The organism is Paenibacillus sp. FSL H3-0329 (genome assembly GCF_037963285.1).
GTDB classification, from domain to species: Bacteria; Bacillota; Bacilli; order Paenibacillales; family Paenibacillaceae; genus Paenibacillus_AQ; species Paenibacillus_AQ odorifer.
The window spans coordinates 5,391,869-5,411,061 of record NZ_CP150150.1 but is presented as its reverse complement, the minus strand read 5'-3'; the positions used below and the strand labels follow the sequence as shown (position 1 = coordinate 5,411,061).

Here is a 19,193-nt window from a genome sequence, read left to right as displayed (position 1 = left end):
CCAGATAAAGTTATTGCAATTTACAGGCTTTTTCCGATATAATGTCCACTAAGAAAACACAAAAGTCTTTGAGGTGAGGACGTTCGTGAAAGAACGCTATTATTTGGTCCGGGAGGACATATTACCTGATGCTGTACTTAAGACTATGCAGGTTAAACAATTGCTTGAGGCCGGGGATGCGAAGACCGTAAATGAAGGTGTAGAGCAGGTGGGATTAAGCCGAAGCGCTTTTTATAAATACAAGGATGGAATTCATTTGATCCATCAGCTCGAACGGGAGCGGATCGTTACGATTTCCATGGATTTGGAGCACGAATCTGGAATGCTTTCCAAGGTACTAGGCTCTGTAGCGGGACATGGGGCTAATGTGTTGACGATTCACCAGAGTATTCCGCTGCAAGGGCGGGCAAATGTGGTGATCTCCGTAGAAATTTCACACTTAAATGAGGAACTCGGGGAGATGCTGGATAGTCTGAAAGAGATTCCAGGAGTGAAGCGAGCTTTAATCGTTGGACAGGGATAGGAACTATATTCGTAAACTTTTAGGAGGAGACAGATGAAGCCGGTTAAAGTGGGGTTGCTGGGCCTGGGAACAGTAGGCACAGGTGTAGTTCGTATCGTGGAAGGGAATCAAGAGGATTTAAGCAGCCAGGTAGGCTCTTCAATTGTCATTGAACGTATAGCTGTGAATAATTCTAATAAACCACGCGAAATCGAGGTTGATCCTGCTAAAATAACGACAGATCCATGGGATGTGATTCGTGATCCTGAAATTGATGTCATCGTTGAAGTTATGGGTGGAATCGCGGGAACCAAAGAATATATTCTTGAAGCTTTGGAACGCGGTAAACATGTCGTAACTGCGAACAAGGATTTGATGGCGCTGCACGGATCAGAGATTCTTGCTAAGGCGCAGGAGAAGCAATGTGATGTCTTTTATGAGGCTAGCGTTGCAGGAGGCATTCCGATTATCCGCACACTTATCGAGGGCTTTTCCTCGGATAAGATTATGAAAATTATAGGTATCGTGAATGGAACGACTAATTACATACTAACCAAAATGAGCCAAGAAGGCGCATCCTATAATGATGTGTTAAAAGAAGCGCAGGATCTGGGATACGCAGAGTCTGATCCAACCTCGGATGTGGAAGGACTGGATGCAGCCCGCAAAATGGCGATTCTCGGAACCTTAGGTTTCCGTACTAACGTGGAGCTGCATGATGTAAGTGTGAGTGGGATTTCTCAGGTGAGTAAGGCGGATATCGCCTTTGCGAAACGTCTCGGATATGAAATTAAGCTGTTAGGCATCGCTGAACGTCAGGATGAAGAATTCAGCATCAGTGTTCAGCCAACCTTGATTCGGGCTAGTCATCCCTTGGCTTCCGTCAATGGCGTGTTCAACGCAGTTTACGTATACGGGGAAGCAGTGGGAGAGACTATGTTCTACGGTGCGGGTGCGGGCGCTATGCCAACTGCAACCTCAGTGGTAGCTGATTTGGTAGCTGTCATTAAGAACCTTAAACTAGGTGTTAATGGATTGAAGCAAAAAGTACCTTACAAACAGAAAAAGCTTAAGAGTGATGAAGCTATTTTTTATAAAAACTTTTTGCTTCTGCATGTTGATGATAAAGCAGGGGTATTGGCTAAGATTACTCAAGTGTTTGCCGAATATGATGTAAGTTTGGATTCAGTAGTTCAGCAAGCCAATCCCAATAATCCTGATGCGGAGATCATTATTGTCACTCATAACGCTAGTAAAGCAAGCATGAACAAAGTGCTGCGCCATTTCGAGGAGCTGAAAGTCATCCGCCGGATCAAGAGCCATTATCGAGTGGAAGGTTAACCACGTCACTGAACTAATACTTTCATATTTCAAAACATAGTAAGGAGATTGTACCTGTTATGAGTATTTACGGAAGAGCTAGGGTTAAAGTGCCTGCTAGTACTGCCAATCTTGGTCCGGGCTTCGATACTCTAGGTATGGCTTTGCCGCTATATGCCTGGATTGAGATGGAGGAAGCAGAGGAGACTGTTTTTCATCTGTATGGTGACGAGATGAATGGAGTGGCTCAGGATAAGAGCAATTTACTCTATAAGGTCGCTCAAATGGTATTTGCAGAGGCAGCCGTTACGGTGCCTGAATTATCGATATCCATGTACTCGGAGATTCCGCTTACGCGCGGACTCGGCAGCAGTGCCTCAGCTATTATTGGCGGAATGGCCGCAGCGAACACAATGATTGGCTCTCCGCTGGATAATGCTAAGCTGTTTGATATGGCTACCCAGCTTGAGAAACATCCCGATAATGTGGGTGCCTCCTTGTTTGGCGGCATTATTACTGCCGTGTGGGATGGTGAACATGCGGATTATGTTCGGCTAGAACCACCACAAAATCTTGAGGTGCTGGTGGTTATTCCTGAATTCGAACTGGAAACCACAAAAGCGCGGGGGTTGCTTCCAACAGAAATCTCAGTTAGTGATGCTGTGTACAACATCAGCAGAACCTCTCTATTGACGGCTTCGCTGGCATCAGGCCGGCTTGACCTGCTTAGCAGAGCGATGCAGGATCGCCTGCATCAGCCGTATCGTGCACCGCTTATACCGGGCATGGAGAAGCTGCTCGCAGAAGCTCCTGAACACGGTGCTTTAGGAATCGCACTTAGCGGTGCGGGACCGACTCTGCTATGTTTAGTGGATCGCCAAGAGACCCGCAAGCGTGAGCTTGAGGCCTTCTTGAAGAATACGATGCAGGAACATGGCATTTCCGCTCGGACCTGCTGGTTAACACCTTGTGCTTCTGGAGTGACTACAGAGCTGCTCGAAATAAACGAGATGCAAAACGTATCATTTTTGGATATGATAAAAGGAGTACGGTCATGAAATCAATAGCGGTATTGCCGCAGGGCTCGGTATCCCACGAAGCGCTGCTGCATTTGTTTAACGGTGAACCTGTAAAGCTTGTACATCACAAGTTAATTTCCGATGTATTTCTCTCTACGGCGGGTGGTATGACCGATTACAGCGTGATTCCGATTGAAAATACCATTGAAGGCTCAGTTAGTCTTCACATCGATTGGCTCATCAATGAAGTGGATCTGCCAATGCAGACGGAATGGATTTTTCCATCGATACAGAATCTTATCGGTAACCCAAGGGAATTCACAGATACAGACGGCAACAAGGATTTCACCAAGATGGTAAAAATCCTTTCGCATCCCGTAGCAATGGCACAATGCATGCAATTTGTTCGTAAGCATGCCCCTTGGGCTGAACTGGAGTCGGTCGGAAGCACCTCTGAAGCTGTGGAAATCGTCAAAAACAATCCCGGCAAGGGCTGGGCTGCTATCGGTACCGCTCTTGGCGCCGCTACGCATGGGCTGGAGATTGTAGATCGGCAAATTACAGATCACAACAACAACTACACACGGTTTGTCCTGGTCGGCCCACAGAAGATAAATCTTCCGCGGAGCAGCACCGGAGTAAAGACGAGTGTTCTAGTAACGCTGCCAGAGGATTTTCCAGGTGCCTTGCATCAGGTGCTTGCTGCTTTTTCCTGGCGGAAACTGAATTTATCGCGGATTGAATCACGACCAACGAAGAAGAAGCTGGGTACTTATTATTTTTATATTGATGTGCTGGAACCGATAGAATCTGTTCTGCTGCCAGGGGCTATTGAAGAAATTAGTGCTTTAGGCTGTCAGGTAAGGATTCTGGGCTCGTATCCCACATACACCTATGAGGAAGAGAAAGCGGAGGTGCAGTAAATTCATGGCTGAGCAATGGATCTATTTGGATGGACAACACGTAACGAAGGAAAATGCAAAGGTATCCGTTTTTGATCACGGTTTTTTGTATGGAGACGGTATTTTTGAAGGTATCCGTATCTATAACGGCAATATTTTTAAATGTAAAGAGCATTTGGACAGACTGTATGATTCGGCAAAATCGATCATGCTGGACATTCCGCTAACGTATGATGAGATGCTGGAAGCTATGGCTGAAACGATTCGTCTTAACGACATGCGTAACGGCTATATTCGACTGATCGTCTCCCGGGGACCAGGGAACTTAGGTCTTGATCCGCGCCGTTGTCCAAAAGCTAGTGTAATTATTATCGTTGAACAACTGGCTATTTACCCAGAACAAGCGTATTTGAACGGACTTCGTGCAGTTTCTGTATCCCAGCGCCGTAATATTCCGGATGCACTCAATCCAAAGATCAAATCGCTTAATTACCTAAACAATATCCTAGTAAAAATCCAATCCAACTTGGCAGAAGCCGACGAAGCAATCATGATGAACGCTCAAGGTTATGTTACTGAGGGATCGGGCGATAACATATTCATCATCAAAAATGGTGTAGTTTTCACTCCTCCATGTTACTTGGGAGCCCTTGAAGGAATTACCCGTCTGGCGATTATTGAGCTCTGCGAGAAATTAGGTATTAAACTGAAAGAAGAACCGTTCACAATGCATGATGTTTATATAGCGGACGAGGTGTTCTTCACTGGCACAGCTGCTGAAGTTATTGCTGCACGTGAAATTGACGGCCGGATCATTGGTGAGGGACAAGCGGGTCCAATCACTTTGAAGCTGCTCGAAGAGTTCCGTAATGTGGTTGATAAAGATGGCTATAAGGTTTGGGAATAAAGACTAATCATACAACGTAAATAGCATTGAATACGCATCAGAAGTCCTTTTATGCATACATGCAGAAGAAAACGGGAGTCTCCGGTTAATCTTTTCATGGATCATGAAAGGATTTTTTTTATTTCGGGGATGTCATTCGCCCATGGGCTGCATAAGATGTAGTAACGAAGGAGGCGGCTGTACCGCATATAACTTTGTAAGAGAGCAATGTTCCATGAAAAGGGTGTTTGCTTTCGAAGTCAGTTTTGCTGTGTAGCTGTAAAGAAAGCAATACTCCACAAAACTTTTAGGAGGTTAATGCTACGTGAAAATACACATTGTCAAACAAGGCGATAGTTTGTATGCATTATCGCAAAAGTACGGAGTGCCGTTACAAAAACTTATTGAAGCTAACCCGCAGATCAGTAATCCGAACGTATTAGCGGTTGGAGACAAAGTAAAAATACCTACGGCCCCAGTATCCGTACCGGAGAACAGTGAAGTTTACTACAAGCACACCGTTAAACAAGGAGATACCTTGTGGAAATTATCTAAAGCCTGGGGAATTCCTTTAAAGGATATGGTTGAGGCCAATCCCCAATTAAAGAATCCAAATGTACTTATGCTAGGGGAAGTAGTTAATATCCCTAAAAAAGTATCCAATACCTCACCCACACAGCCTGGGTATACACCTTCTAACGCCTCAGAGAAAACACAAGTGGGTGGCAAGGAATATACAGGTCCCAAAGAACAGCCTGCTGCTGAAGTAGTGCCTGCACCTAAACCGGAAACTAAACCAGAAATAAAGCCAGAAGCTAAACCAGCACCTAAACCAGTGACAAATATCTCACCTGAATCTAATTCTGCACCACACCCATCGCTAAACATCGCCCCTATTAATACACAAAATATTGCACCAAATCCTGCGCCTAATATGCAAATGGAAGTTGCTCCAGTGCAAGAAATTGAAATGCAGAGTTTATTTGTTCAGATTACGGTTCCAAATCAAGAACCGGTTGCTCAACAAGAAGCACCTAAAGCTGAGAAGAAAGCAGACAATGATTGCTCATGGGATAATTCCAACGGATACCCGGGCTTGGGAGGAAATCCTTATCTCTATGATTCATATCAAAATAGCCCTAATATGAACATGAACTGGGCACCAAGTTATGTTCAGCCAATGGCTTATGCACCAGAATGTATTTCCCCATGTTATTTTTCGGGCAATATGTATTCTAATATGAGCCCAGAACAGTGGAATCCCAATGCCGCGCCAAACATAAGCCCGGAACAGTGGAATCCCAATGCCGCGCCAAACATAAGCCCGGAACAGTGGAATCCCAATGCAGCGCCTAACATAAGCCCAGAACAATGGAGTCCCAATGCTGCCCCTCCAGGACAGTGGAATCCGATGGAGGCTAATGTTGCTGGCATGAACGTAGGCGGGGATTTCTCCCCGTATGCTGTTCCTCAATATGGAGGACAGACGCCGAACCTTCCTTGGCCAACTTGTGGGTGCGGAGGCGTGCATATTCAACCAGTGCAAACTTATTCATATGACATGCCTGTATACAACACCTATCCTGAATATGGGAATCCAAACGCTTTTTCTGCATATGGAGCAGGAATGCCTAATCAGGGAATGGTTCCTACTTCTACGCTTGGAGCATTTGGCGGACAGGATAACTCTAATATTCCATCCAATCCGCAGTATCCAGGGATAGGTAATTATTCGCAGCATAATCGGGTGCCGGAAATTCAAGAACCTGAAGCGTTCGTGCAGGAATCTCCTGAAGCGGCTAGAACAGAGACTGATGAGTTAACTTCTAACGCTTCTCTCAAGAATAAGGGGAGTGTAGCAAAGGAAACAGCAACAGGCAAAAAAGCAAAGACCTCAGGTCAACCTAGTAGCAAGAAAAGCAAAACTGCTACGAAATCTCAAGGTTCAGCAGCGAGTACTAAAAAACGTAGAAATCCTTGGATTTCAAACTAATAAATTTATATAACAAGCCGCTGTCCGGACACACGTGTAGATTCTGTATCCTTAGAATCTACACGTTTTTTATAGGTAAATAGGGATAAAAGATGTTAAATAAAGTGGGGCAAAAGCACTTATTTATAAAATATAAATTTTTAAGTATTGTTTTTATATAGGGATATATGGTACATTATAAATCCAGTCGCAAAGAGGATCTATAAAGCTTTCGGTTGGTGAATGTTAATCTGAATTAGATTGCAAAGAACTTTGAAAAAAAGAGTTGCAATAAATCAGAAAGCATGATATATTATAAGAGTTGCTGCTGAGACATTAAGCGGCGTCAACGAGAACTTGATCTTTGAAAACTGAACAACGAGTGAGTAGGAAATCACGTAAGTGATATCCAAAATTAGAGAATTAATTTTCTCGTCAGATGTTTCAAAATGAGCATATCGCTCTTTTCAATACTAATTGGAGAGTTTGATCCTGGCTCAGGACGAACGCTGGCGGCGTGCCTAATACATGCAAGTCGAGCGGAGTTACTTTGAAAGCTTGCTTTCAAAGTAACTTAGCGGCGGACGGGTGAGTAACACGTAGGCAACCTGCCCTTCAGACTGGGATAACTACCGGAAACGGTAGCTAATACCGGATAATTTCTTTTTTCTCCTGAGAGAAGAATGAAAGACGGAGCAATCTGTCACTGAGGGATGGGCCTGCGGCGCATTAGCTAGTTGGTGGGGTAACGGCCCACCAAGGCGACGATGCGTAGCCGACCTGAGAGGGTGAACGGCCACACTGGGACTGAGACACGGCCCAGACTCCTACGGGAGGCAGCAGTAGGGAATCTTCCGCAATGGGCGAAAGCCTGACGGAGCAACGCCGCGTGAGTGATGAAGGTTTTCGGATCGTAAAGCTCTGTTGCCAGGGAAGAACGTCCGGTAGAGTAACTGCTACCGGAGTGACGGTACCTGAGAAGAAAGCCCCGGCTAACTACGTGCCAGCAGCCGCGGTAATACGTAGGGGGCAAGCGTTGTCCGGAATTATTGGGCGTAAAGCGCGCGCAGGCGGCTATTTAAGTCTGGTGTTTAAACCTTGGGCTCAACCTGAGGTCGCACTGGAAACTGGGTGGCTTGAGTACAGAAGAGGAAAGTGGAATTCCACGTGTAGCGGTGAAATGCGTAGATATGTGGAGGAACACCAGTGGCGAAGGCGACTTTCTGGGCTGTAACTGACGCTGAGGCGCGAAAGCGTGGGGAGCAAACAGGATTAGATACCCTGGTAGTCCACGCCGTAAACGATGAGTGCTAGGTGTTAGGGGTTTCGATACCCTTGGTGCCGAAGTTAACACAGTAAGCACTCCGCCTGGGGAGTACGGTCGCAAGACTGAAACTCAAAGGAATTGACGGGGACCCGCACAAGCAGTGGAGTATGTGGTTTAATTCGAAGCAACGCGAAGAACCTTACCAGGTCTTGACATCCCTCTGAATCTGCTAGAGATAGCAGCGGCCTTCGGGACAGAGGAGACAGGTGGTGCATGGTTGTCGTCAGCTCGTGTCGTGAGATGTTGGGTTAAGTCCCGCAACGAGCGCAACCCTTAACTTTAGTTGCCAGCAGGTAATGCTGGGCACTCTAGAGTGACTGCCGGTGACAAACCGGAGGAAGGTGGGGATGACGTCAAATCATCATGCCCCTTATGACCTGGGCTACACACGTACTACAATGGCCGGTACAACGGGAAGCGAAGCCGCGAGGTGGAGCCAATCCCATCAAAGCCGGTCTCAGTTCGGATTGCAGGCTGCAACTCGCCTGCATGAAGTCGGAATTGCTAGTAATCGCGGATCAGCATGCCGCGGTGAATACGTTCCCGGGTCTTGTACACACCGCCCGTCACACCACGAGAGTTTACAACACCCGAAGTCGGTGGGGTAACCCGCAAGGGAGCCAGCCGCCGAAGGTGGGGTAGATGATTGGGGTGAAGTCGTAACAAGGTAGCCGTATCGGAAGGTGCGGCTGGATCACCTCCTTTCTATGGAGAATCGTCTTCTGCAATGAAGACATTCAAATCGGAAGCTTAGCTTCCACAATCTCAGGTTTAGGCCTGTTACTCACTCGTTGCTCAGTTTTGAGAGTTTAAGCTCTCAAGTAAGACTTGATCCTTGAAAACTGGATACCGAAACGAATTTGCGTTTTAGAACATCTTTTAGCAACTTGTGCAAACAAGTAAATGTTATTAGTGAGATTTTTCTTCGGAAGAATCAAGGTTAAGCTAATAAGAGCACACGGAGGATGCCTAGGCGCCAGGAGCCGACGAAGGACGTGGCGAACAACGAAACTGCCTCGGGGAGCTGTAAGCAAGCTTTGATCCGGGGGTGTCCGAATGGGGAAACCCAGCTGTGGTAATTCGCAGTTACTCATACCTGAATACATAGGGTGTGTAGAGGCAGACCAGGGGAACTGAAACATCTAAGTACCCTGAGGAAGAGAAAACAATAGTGATTCCGTCAGTAGCGGCGAGCGAACGCGGAACAGCCTAAACCAAGGGGCTTGCCTCTTGGGGTTGTGGGACGTCTCACATGGAGTTACAAAGGAATATGGTAGGTGAAGAGGTCTGGAAAGGCCCGCGATAGAGGTAAAAGCCCTGTAACCTAAACTGTGTTCTCTCCGAGACGGATCCCGAGTAGTGCGGGGCACGTGAAACCCCGTATGAATCCAGCAGGACCATCTGCTAAGGCTAAATACTACCTGGCGACCGATAGTGAAACAGTACCGTGAGGGAAAGGTGAAAAGCACCCCGGAAGGGGAGTGAAATAGAACCTGAAACCGTGTGCTTACAAAAAGTCAGAGCCCGATCTATGGGTGATGGCGTGCCTTTTGTAGAATGAACCGGCGAGTTACGTTTAACATGCAAGGTTAAGCCGAGAAGGTGGAGCCGCAGCGAAAGCGAGTCTGAATAGGGCGATTGAGTATGTGGACGTAGACCCGAAACCGTGTGATCTACCCCTGTCCAGGGTGAAGGTGCGGTAACACGCACTGGAGGCCCGAACCCACGTACGTTGAAAAGTGCGGGGATGAGGTGGGGGTAGCGGAGAAATTCCAATCGAACTCGGAGATAGCTGGTTCTCCCCGAAATAGCTTTAGGGCTAGCCTCGGTATAAGAGTAGTGGAGGTAGAGCACTGATTGGGTGCGGGGTCCGCAAGGATTACCAAGCTCAGTCAAACTCCGAATGCCATATACTTATTGCCGGGAGTCAGACAGTGAGTGCTAAGATCCATTGTCAAAAGGGAAACAGCCCAGACCATCAGCTAAGGTCCCCAAGTGTGTGTTAAGTGGGAAAGGATGTGGAGTTGCACAGACAACCAGGATGTTGGCTTAGAAGCAGCCACCATTGAAAGAGTGCGTAATAGCTCACTGGTCGAGTGACTCTGCGCCGAAAATGTAACGGGGCTAAACACACCACCGAAGCTATGGCTAGATACTATGTATCTGGGGTAGGGGAGCGTTGTGTAGGGGTTGAAGGTGTACTGAAAAGAGCGCTGGACACTACACAAGTGAGAATGCCGGTATGAGTAACGAAAAGATCAGTGAGAATCTGATCCGCCGAAAGCCCAAGGTTTCCTGAGGAAGGCTCGTCCGCTCAGGGTAAGTCGGGACCTAAGGCGAGGCCGAAAGGCGTAGTCGAAGGACAACAGTTTGAAATTACTGTACCACCGTAATCCGCTATGAGCGATGGGGTGACGCAGGAGGGTAGTGACGCGGACTGATGGATGTCCGTCTAAGCAGTGAGGCTGATGTGTAGGCAAATCCGCACATCGATAAGGCTGGGCTGTGATGGGGAGCGAAAATTATAGTAGCGAAGGTCATGATCTCACACTGCCAAGAAAAGCCTCTAGCCAGGAGAAGGTGCCCGTACCGCAAACCGACACAGGTAGGCGAGAAGAGAATTCTAAGGCGCGCGGAAGAACTCTCGTTAAGGAACTCGGCAAAATGACCCCGTAACTTCGGGAGAAGGGGTGCCCCGGTAGTGTGAATAGCACGAGGGGGCCGCAGTGAAAAGGCCCAAGCGACTGTTTAGCAAAAACACAGGTCTGTGCGAAGCCGCAAGGCGAAGTATACGGGCTGACGCCTGCCCGGTGCTGGAAGGTTAAGGGGAGTGGTTAGGGGTAACCCGAAGCTATGAACCGAAGCCCCAGTAAACGGCGGCCGTAACTATAACGGTCCTAAGGTAGCGAAATTCCTTGTCAGGTAAATTCTGACCCGCACGAATGGCGTAACGACTTGGGCGCTGTCTCAACGAGAGATCCGGTGAAATTTTAATACCTGTGAAGATGCAGGTTACCCGCGACAAGACGGAAAGACCCCATGGAGCTTTACTGCAGCTTGATATTGAATTTGGGTACGATCTGTACAGGATAGGTGGGAGCCGTAGAAATCGGAGCGCAAGCTTCGGTGGAGGCGCCGTTGGGATACCACCCTGATCGTATCTAGGTTCTAACCTAGTACCCTTATCGGGTACGGGGACCGTGTCAGGCGGGCAGTTTGACTGGGGCGGTCGCCTCCTAAAGAGTAACGGAGGCGTTCCAAGGTTCCCTCAGAATGGTTGGAAATCATTCGCAGAGTGCAAAGGCATAAGGGAGCTTGACTGCGAGACCTACAAGTCGAGCAGGGACGAAAGTCGGACTTAGTGATCCGGTGGTACCGCATGGAAGGGCCATCGCTCAACGGATAAAAGCTACCCTGGGGATAACAGGCTTATCTCCCCCAAGAGTCCACATCGACGGGGAGGTTTGGCACCTCGATGTCGGCTCATCGCATCCTGGGGCTGAAGTAGGTCCCAAGGGTTGGGCTGTTCGCCCATTAAAGCGGTACGCGAGCTGGGTTCAGAACGTCGTGAGACAGTTCGGTCCCTATCTGTCGTGGGCGCAGGAAATTTGAGAGGAGCTGTCCTTAGTACGAGAGGACCGGGATGGACGTACCGCTGGTGCACCAGTTGTTCCGCCAGGAGCATGGCTGGGTAGCTACGTACGGACGGGATAAGCGCTGAAAGCATCTAAGCGTGAAGCCCCCCTCAAGATGAGATTTCCCAATTAGTAAGACCCCTTGAAGACGACGAGGTAGATAGGTTGGAGGTGGAAGTGCAGCAATGCATGGAGCTGACCAATACTAATCGGTCGAGGGCTTATCCTATACGTAGAATGCAAATTCGTTTCGGATTCAGTTTTCAGGAATCAAGCTCAGATTTATATAGTCCAAGTGACTGTTTGATGATGAATTTGTTTTCAGCATTTGGCGATGCTGAGACCTGAATAATGCATTTGTACCGCAAATGCCCGTTTGGTGGCGATAGCGGAGGGGTTCCACACGTACCCATCCCGAACACGACCGTTAAGCCCTCCAGCGCCGATGGTACTTGGACCGAAGGGTCCTGGGAGAGTAGGACGTTGCCAAGCACGCAAGACCACTGTTGAGTTATCGACAGTGGTCTTTTTGTTGTATGATATTTATCCGCTTATTATAAGGATAGGCAATCATTGTGAGTGATTTCTTCGAATGAAAATTAGTTCACGGAGGCAAATGATCATGATTATATGGATCAATGGTGCTTTTGGTTCAGGGAAGACACAAACCGCATATGAAATGTATCGAAGAAAAACATAGCTAGCGAATATGATGGAATAATTATCGTGCCTATGACCCTAATGAATCCGGATTATTGCAGGGAAATCATCGGCAAGTTAATGGATGGAGGTATAAAGCTTTATCATTTTAGTTTGTGTGCCTCCCGAGAGACCTTGCTTAAGAGATTAAGCGAGAGGTGAATGAAAAGACTCTTGGGCTGCTCAGCAGATCGACAGGTGCATCACAGGGCTTGATCACGAGGTGTTTAAGCAGCATCTAGACACGAATGATAGAACTACGGGTGAAATTGTTGAGATAATAGCTCAAAAGCTTCATATCAATCTATTACCTAGTGAAGAGTAGAAAGAAAAATAATTAGTTTAGGTATTGCTATACTTAATAATACATGATATAATCTTTTTTGTTGTCAAAACAATTTGTTTTTAAAACGGCCCGTTGGTCAAGGGGTTAAGACACCTCCCTTTCACGGAGGTAACATGGGTTCGAATCCCATACGGGTCACCATTTCTTCTTGAAACGGCATTAGACTTCTAGAAAAAATGGTTGCATTACAGATTTGATTATGTTATGATAATTAAGTTGCTTCTTTACATGGAGGCTTAGCTCAGCTGGGAGAGCATCTGCCTTACAAGCAGAGGGTCGGGGGTTCGATCCCCTCAGCCTCCACCATAACACATCCCCAAAAGTGAAGTTAATGCTTCACTGAGGATTCCGGATACTTTCCGGGGAATCAAAGGAAATTAATACTTTTTTACTGACGCGGGGTGGAGCAGCCCGGTAGCTCGTCGGGCTCATAACCCGAAGGTCGCAGGTTCAAATCCTGCCCCCGCAACCAATTTTCATTAAGCAATTATTCTTCTGGAACCGTGGTGTAGTTGGCCTAACATGCCTGCCTGTCACGCAGGAGACCGCGGGTTCGAATCCCGTCGGTTCCGCCATTTTCTTGCTTTATGAGCCATTAGCTCAGTTGGTAGAGCACCTGACTTTTAATCAGGGTGTCGAAGGTTCGAGTCCTTCATGGCTCACTTCTTTAGTGAGTCGGACATCAATACATACCGTGTGCGGACGTGGCTCAGCGGTAGAGCATCGCCTTGCCAAGGCGAGGGTCGCGGGTTCGATTCCCGTCGTCCGCTCCATATAAATTTTGCGCCCTTAGCTCAGCTGGATAGAGCGTTTGACTACGAATCAAAAGGCCGGGAGTTCGAATCTCTCAGGGCGCGCCATATTTTAACTTAATACTTTGCCGGTGTGGCGGAATGGCAGACGCGCTCGACTCAAAATCGAGAGGGAAACCGTGGAGGTTCGAGTCCTCTCACCGGTATATCGAAAAAAACTTGTAAGATTGCTTCCAGCAATTTTACAAGTTTTTTTATTTTCTGAGTATTGGTCATACCCCTGTCAAGTAGACAAATGAAAAAAGCTATGCTGCCAGCGCGCACCGATAGTTTTGCTTGAAAGCGGTGATATTTCCGCTCTTGAATTATACTGTTTGAGGTACAACTTCTCTGTTTTGAGATGCGAAAAGAAGGATTCGAAACATGCATTATCTAGGGAGGTAGCTTTGCGAGAGTGCTGCCTTTAATGCCGAATACCTCTAATCCTGTATTGTATGCCTGAGACGTGTATTGGAAGCCCTGAACCGAATGGAGCACGGCTTCCAATGTACGTCTCTTTTTCTTGTCCACTTCGTGACCGTATCCAACACGAGTTGAACATCGTTACGTTCTGACAATTGCAAAGTGACAAGCTCGTTGTTGAATAGATCTTGTATGACGGATAAGTAATGAAAGTTAGTTCCGTCCGAAATATAGGTAATATCCGTTACCATTTTTTGCTGTGGTGCTGTGGTGCTGTGGCATGAAATTTACGTTTTAAGCGATTCGGGAAAACGATAGAAAGGGTATAACTAGACTGTCTTCGATTCTTTCGAATGATAGATTTGATCGATAGTTCTTTCATGATTCGCCATACTTTCTTGTGATTCACGTTGAAGCCTGCCTCCTACAAGGCAGTCGAAATGCGAGGATAGCCTAAATCTGGATGCGAAAAATGAATGGCCATCATGTGTTCCTTGATCTCTTGATTTTTATCATTCCTGGCTCTGACGCTTAGGCTATGTAGCTAGCCATTTGTAGTAACTGGTCCGTGATATCCCTGCAATCGCTAAGAGGTCTGTAATATGATGCGGGTAGCGTAGTTCTCTCGCTGCCTGGGAGCTTCTCCTTTATTAGATTTGGATACCGCTTTTTTAAATATCCACCTGCGCTTTCAGGTAGTCACTTTCTTCTTCGACACTACCAAAGGACGTGCGAGAGCGACCTTTCCCAGGATTCATCTCTTTTTCCTCATTTTTACGTTCATCGAAAGAATCTCCGTTTTTCCATTTTCTCACCCAAACCTTCAATTGCGTGCAACTACGGATACCTTGTTGTTCAGCTATGATCGTATAGCTAGATGATCCATCTAAGTAGGTTCTAACCGCCTTTAATTTAAATGCTTCTGTATACATCTGAAATGTTTGTCCTTTTTTCGCCATAAAAATATCCCCTCCAAGTGTTACTCGAATCTCCATGATAACATGTATTTTTTTTCGAGTGTCTACTTGAAGGGGATAATACCACTGTTCAATAAAACGGAAGTTTTATTTGTTATTGTTCTCTTTATCTTTTCAATTACCGATTTTTTCGGATGAAGCTGTTCAATTTTTTATAGTGATGCGAAATGGTCATACAAAAAATTCGGCTACAGACTGATCCCAAGATCTATCATTCAGGAGATTTTACTCATAATACCATTGACAACCATTTGTTAATAAAAATTTAAGATCTACACACCTAGATTTTTAAGGTGTTCAATCTATAATTTGTACCAAGAAGAATAGGTATAAAATGGAAGTTGAGAAAATTGGTGATAAATTAAATTTATACGGAAAATTAAGTCAGTTGAAATAAACGATAAAATGTAGAATTACATATTAAAAATGGAGGTGTCTTAGTGAAAAAAATCTTAATGTTTGTATTAACTATAACCATTTTGATTGGAGGAAGCCTCTACTTCCAAAATCGAAGCAGCTACTCAGAATATGCAAGCATACAGGATGATAAAACCATCTCAGAGGATTTAATTATCTTAGATAATAATCCGAAGGATGTAAAGTCAGAGAATAAGAGTCCGGGCAATGAGGAAACTCCAAAGGATGCAACGTTAGATGATAAAAGGACTTTTGAGGATATTGCCTTGGACAAACGTCTTGATGAAGGGAGGAAAAAAAATGAAAGAACTTATCGGGAGCAAGGAAGAAAAGAGTCATCAATTAGGCCAACAATAGAAGTTCCATCTCTTTCTATCGAGGATATAACAGGCATCTACAAAACAGTTGATGCATACATGAGAGAAAATTCAGATCGGTTTCCCGAACCAGCGGACAATGGCACTAGGGGAAACACTGATGATCCGAGAATCCAAAATATTCTATACAAGGAAGAAAAAACAGGTATCATAGCAGGATTCGAAAATGAAAATCTGTTCGCATGGGAAGTGAAAAAGCTGGACGGAGAATATACCAACCTCCTGTTAGGTAGAAAGTCTACGGGAGAAGAATGGCAAGTTCTCTCGGAAGGAGACGTATATCAATTGAGAGAGGAAATTAGCGATGGAAATTAAAGCGGAGAATTTAACAAGAACATTTGGAATGAAACGGGCAATCAGTGAACTAAATTTTACATTGCCTGAAGGTGTGTATGGGCTTTTGGGAGATAATGGGGCAGGGAAAAGCACCTTGATGAGAATTCTTGTGGCAATTGACCATCAAACTAGTGGTAAGGTTACCTTTAACGGCAAGGATATCTTCCATATGAACGACGACTACCGGAATCTTGTGGGATATATTCCCCAGGATTTCGAGGTTTATTCCGCGTTTACAGCAACAGAATATCTGGAATATATGGGAGCACTGAAGGGGTTGTCAAAAAAAGAACTGAAGCACAAAGTTCCAGAGGTATTACAGTTTGTCAACCTGGAGAATGTTGCTAATAAAAAGGTCAAAACCTTTTCCGGAGGGATGAAAAGGCGGGTGGGCATTGCCCAAGCCATTATTAACGATCCGAAGATATTAATTTTTGACGAGCCCACCGCTGGGCTTGACCCCCATGAGCGAATCCGTTTTTCAAACATCATAAGCGAAATGGGACAGGACAAGATCATCTTGTTTTCTACCCACATTATTTCGGATATCGAAGCAATTACCACCAATGTGATCATCCTAGATCAGGGGAAAATTAAAGAGCAAGGTAATGTGCAAAAGATGTTATCCGGGATTAAAGGAAAAGTATTTACTGAGGAGATGGACAGAGAGCGACTGGCCTCCTTTAAAAAGAAGCACCTGATCGTACGGATCCGGCAGGAAGAAAACGTTGTTAATGTCCGTTACTTGGGAGAAAAGGAATCAGGCGCAATCGTATGCGAGCCCACGCTGGAAGATTACTACATCTACTTAGGGAGTGGGAGCCATGCGTAATTTCATTCCATTAGAACTGAAAAAAATATTAAATAAAAATACAGTAATTATCAGCCTACTCTTTCTCACTATTATTCTGATCCCCTGGATTCAAACCGCCAAGAGTATAGATGTCTTGGATGATGAGGGAACCATACATAGCGGTCTTGGAGGCTGGAAAATTTTAAGGGAGCGCACGGTTGAGGGCACGATGACGACGGATTATTTATTACAAATGAAACAAAACTACGAAAACAGCGTGGACAAACCTTATATTGAAGGCGAAGTGGATACAGATCGCAAGTTGGGAAAAAGATTAACTTTTCCTCACGATGCGCTGAACTGGGAACTGAACTTTCCATATATAAAGTACCGTGTTCTCGATAACAGCTTAAATTTAACGGATGAGCAGCTCGCCAATTTTTATGTAGATTGGAAGGGCAGTTTTACCGAATATTTATCCACTGAACAAAATCTATTTCCTTATACAGAGAAACAAATCGAAATCATATCCCAGAAAATGCAAAAAGTACCCACCCCATTTTTATTCAAATACGATAGTGGCTGGGAGTACCTGAAAATAGGTTTATTAAATACGATCTACCTTTTCTTCATGTTCTTGGCCTTTATCCTATGCGAGGGATTCTCCAAAAACAGCAGCAAAGGAATTGACAAGGTGACCTTATCCACCAAGGAGAGCAGGAGGAGGCTGCTCAGCTACAAGCTTGGTGCCGCTTGTGTGTTTTCTACGATAGCCTATTTTGTGTATATTGCGATCATACTGCTGTTTATTACCGCAGTGTATACGCTGCACGGCTGGGACTCTTCGGTTCAAATCGGAACAATTACATTTTATTCTATGAATCAGCTTCAAGAGGGGTTACTCTATATTTCCATGGGATACTTTTCCACACTTGTCGTGACGCATCTTATCCTGTTTTTGTCAGTGGTTTTTAAAAGAGGGAAACTGGTATTAGCACTTTCACTGATTTATTTTTATCTCGTAAATACTTATCAGATGGGGAGGGGGGCGCTGATTGAAAAAGTGATGGTCTTCATGCCCCAGAACTTTATCAATAATCTTATAGGCATAGAGAAATTATATTTTGTGGGTAATACTGTATTTCCTTATGTTTTTGTCGCCCTGTTTCTGGGTACTGTGTACATTCTCTTATCTCGAATCGGTATCTCTATATGGATGAGAAGATATTATTTACAGTAGAGGAAGGTAGGTGAAATCATGAGCTATTTATCAAAAGTAAACAGAAGTAAAATCCTAAACATAAACATATTCGGTTTTTTGTTGGCATTGTTTCTGATACTTACCTTTTACAACTTAGACACCATCAAAACAGGTTATTTAAATCAGGCAAGATATGAGGTAACAGATGGGACGGAATACCGGTATTTCTATCAACCGGAGGTATTGGATGAAGTTGAGATTAATAAAATTTTGGAAAAATACAGAGAACTTAGCCTACCAGAAGACAGGAATAAAGCGGATGTTGCAGATTTGCCAGCCTTGGATATGATTATCCAAGTGTATGGCTGGAACTGGACTGGAATACGAGATGTCTCAGCAGAACAATTTTATCAGGACAGGGCAGACATCATCAAAAGTGCACAGAAGGAAGCGGGGAGTTCTAGGGAAGGAATCAGCAACGGGAATTATGCAGCGGCTTCTCTCTCCGAACCTATCCGGATGGGTTATGCCGAGGGATGGAAGAACGTTAACTCAGGGATGAGCCAGTGTGTTTTTATTGTCCTGGTTCTCATTTCCATTCTACTGGTCCCAATTTTTAATGAAGACGAGACCTTGGGCGTGGACGGACTGGTCAAATCCACGAGGTTTGGAAAACGTAAGCTGAGTAGGATACGGATTATCAACGCCTTCCAGCTCTCTTTATTGCTTTATCTGGCGGCGGTGGCGATTTACATTACGCCTATATTCTTTATGTACGGTTTACAAGGAGCGGATTTGCCTATACAAAGTAGTCCACAATTTTTTTTATCAATGGTTGCGGTGAATTATTTCGAGCAGTTTTTAATCAACCTGGTTATTGGATATGTGGCAATCTCACTGATGACAGGGATTACTTTATTGATCAGCGTATTAGTCACACAGATTTATACTGGCTACGCCCTGTTACTATTCACCATAGCCATATCTTACGCCATTCAGATGAGTGAGGTATTCTTTCTGAAACATTATGTGGGCAATTTTCTGCCCATGCAGATAGCCAAGTTCAACAGCTATTACACAAGTTTTGAACCCTATGGAGGTATTTCTAGAATTATTGCCGTTCCTTCCATTACTGTTGCAGTTTTATTTATACTCCTACTATTTTTGCCAAGATGGATTAATAAAATGAGGTTTACTTCTTAGATTGAGCATTACGCATAAAGTTAAAACACATCAAGGATAAAAAAATGAAGTGAAGTTCGGAAAGAAG

At 45.2% G+C, this 19,193-nt stretch carries 12 protein-coding genes, 8 tRNA genes and 3 rRNA genes; 21 read left to right on the top strand and 2 right to left on the bottom strand.

The features are described from left to right. Positions 1 to 85 precede the first annotated feature (85 nt). The 17 genes from NSQ66_RS23965 (at position 86) to NSQ66_RS23885 (ending at position 13,566) form a co-directional block, all read left to right on the top strand. Positions 86 to 523 carry an ACT domain-containing protein gene (locus NSQ66_RS23965; protein ID WP_036685183.1) on the top strand — a complete coding sequence of 146 codons (438 nt, stop codon included), beginning with the start codon at positions 86 to 88 and terminating at the stop codon, positions 521 to 523. Positions 524 to 556: 33 nt separating this feature from the next. Then, positions 557 to 1,843 carry a homoserine dehydrogenase gene (locus NSQ66_RS23960; RefSeq protein ID WP_036685184.1) on the top strand — a complete coding sequence of 429 codons (1,287 nt, stop codon included), beginning with the start codon at positions 557 to 559 and terminating at the stop codon, positions 1,841 to 1,843. A 59-nt stretch (positions 1,844 to 1,902) separates the two neighbouring features. After that, positions 1,903 to 2,880 carry a homoserine kinase gene (gene thrB, locus NSQ66_RS23955; RefSeq protein ID WP_076142059.1) on the top strand — a complete coding sequence of 326 codons (978 nt, stop codon included), beginning with the start codon at positions 1,903 to 1,905 and terminating at the stop codon, positions 2,878 to 2,880. Continuing rightward, positions 2,877 to 3,764 (top strand): prephenate dehydratase, encoded by an 888-nt coding sequence (gene pheA / locus NSQ66_RS23950; protein ID WP_076142060.1) that lies wholly within the window; start codon positions 2,877 to 2,879, stop codon positions 3,762 to 3,764. The genes thrB and pheA overlap by 4 nt, the downstream gene beginning before the upstream one ends. A gap of 4 nt (positions 3,765 to 3,768) precedes the next feature. After that, positions 3,769 to 4,650, top strand: a complete 882-nt coding sequence (gene ilvE / locus NSQ66_RS23945; RefSeq protein ID WP_036685189.1) for a branched-chain-amino-acid transaminase — start codon at positions 3,769 to 3,771, stop codon at positions 4,648 to 4,650. 304 nt (positions 4,651 to 4,954) lie between these two features. Next, complete coding sequence (locus tag NSQ66_RS23940) at positions 4,955 to 6,622, top strand: LysM peptidoglycan-binding domain-containing protein (RefSeq protein ID WP_339279433.1); 1,668 nt, start codon at positions 4,955 to 4,957, stop codon at positions 6,620 to 6,622. Positions 6,623 to 7,075: 453 nt separating this feature from the next. Beyond that, positions 7,076 to 8,633 (top strand): 16S ribosomal RNA (locus tag NSQ66_RS23935). A gap of 233 nt (positions 8,634 to 8,866) precedes the next feature. Next, a 23S ribosomal RNA gene (locus NSQ66_RS23930) occupies positions 8,867 to 11,792 on the top strand. 146 nt (positions 11,793 to 11,938) lie between these two features. Continuing rightward, a 5S ribosomal RNA gene (gene rrf / locus NSQ66_RS23925) occupies positions 11,939 to 12,055 on the top strand. Together the 16S, 23S and 5S rRNA genes form the textbook arrangement of a ribosomal RNA operon. A gap of 619 nt (positions 12,056 to 12,674) precedes the next feature. After that, positions 12,675 to 12,749, top strand: a tRNA-Glu gene (locus NSQ66_RS23920). Between the two features lie 89 nt (positions 12,750 to 12,838). Then, a tRNA-Val gene (locus tag NSQ66_RS23915) sits at positions 12,839 to 12,914 on the top strand. Between the two features lie 89 nt (positions 12,915 to 13,003). Beyond that, positions 13,004 to 13,080 (top strand) — tRNA-Met (locus NSQ66_RS23910). Between the two features lie 25 nt (positions 13,081 to 13,105). Beyond that, positions 13,106 to 13,183, top strand: a tRNA-Asp gene (locus tag NSQ66_RS23905). 14 nt (positions 13,184 to 13,197) lie between these two features. After that, positions 13,198 to 13,270 (top strand) — tRNA-Lys (locus tag NSQ66_RS23900). 36 nt (positions 13,271 to 13,306) lie between these two features. Further along, positions 13,307 to 13,381: transfer RNA gene (locus tag NSQ66_RS23895), tRNA-Gly, on the top strand. Positions 13,382 to 13,391: 10 nt separating this feature from the next. After that, positions 13,392 to 13,468: transfer RNA gene (locus tag NSQ66_RS23890), tRNA-Arg, on the top strand. Between the two features lie 19 nt (positions 13,469 to 13,487). Continuing rightward, positions 13,488 to 13,566: transfer RNA gene (locus NSQ66_RS23885), tRNA-Leu, on the top strand. A 500-nt stretch (positions 13,567 to 14,066) separates the two neighbouring features. Here the strand turns inward: NSQ66_RS23885 and NSQ66_RS23880 are convergent. Further along, the gene (locus NSQ66_RS23880) at positions 14,067 to 14,231 is read right to left on the bottom strand and encodes a hypothetical protein (protein WP_139331146.1); all 165 of its coding nucleotides are present in this window, start codon (positions 14,229 to 14,231) and stop codon (positions 14,067 to 14,069) included. A 262-nt stretch (positions 14,232 to 14,493) separates the two neighbouring features. Further along, on the bottom strand, positions 14,494 to 14,781 hold the full coding sequence (locus NSQ66_RS23875) for a transposase (RefSeq protein ID WP_339279432.1): 288 nt from the start codon (positions 14,779 to 14,781) through the stop codon (positions 14,494 to 14,496). 458 nt (positions 14,782 to 15,239) lie between these two features. Between NSQ66_RS23875 and NSQ66_RS23870 the strand changes: the two genes are divergently transcribed. The 4 genes from NSQ66_RS23870 to NSQ66_RS23855 all read left to right on the top strand — a co-directional run bounded on the left by NSQ66_RS23870 (position 15,240) and on the right by NSQ66_RS23855 (position 19,126). Next, entirely contained in the window at positions 15,240 to 15,908 is a 669-nt protein-coding gene (locus NSQ66_RS23870; protein ID WP_076142374.1) for a hypothetical protein, read from the top strand. Next, complete coding sequence (locus tag NSQ66_RS23865; protein WP_076142375.1) at positions 15,898 to 16,761, top strand: ABC transporter ATP-binding protein; 864 nt, start codon at positions 15,898 to 15,900, stop codon at positions 16,759 to 16,761. The genes NSQ66_RS23870 and NSQ66_RS23865 overlap by 11 nt, the downstream gene beginning before the upstream one ends. Next, on the top strand, positions 16,754 to 17,962 hold the full coding sequence (locus NSQ66_RS23860) for a hypothetical protein (protein WP_076148063.1): 1,209 nt from the start codon (positions 16,754 to 16,756) through the stop codon (positions 17,960 to 17,962). The genes NSQ66_RS23865 and NSQ66_RS23860 overlap by 8 nt, the downstream gene beginning before the upstream one ends. 81 nt (positions 17,963 to 18,043) lie before the next feature. Further along, positions 18,044 to 19,126 (top strand): hypothetical protein, encoded by a 1,083-nt coding sequence (locus NSQ66_RS23855; protein WP_339279431.1) that lies wholly within the window; start codon positions 18,044 to 18,046, stop codon positions 19,124 to 19,126. The last annotated feature ends 67 nt before the right edge of the window (positions 19,127 to 19,193 follow it).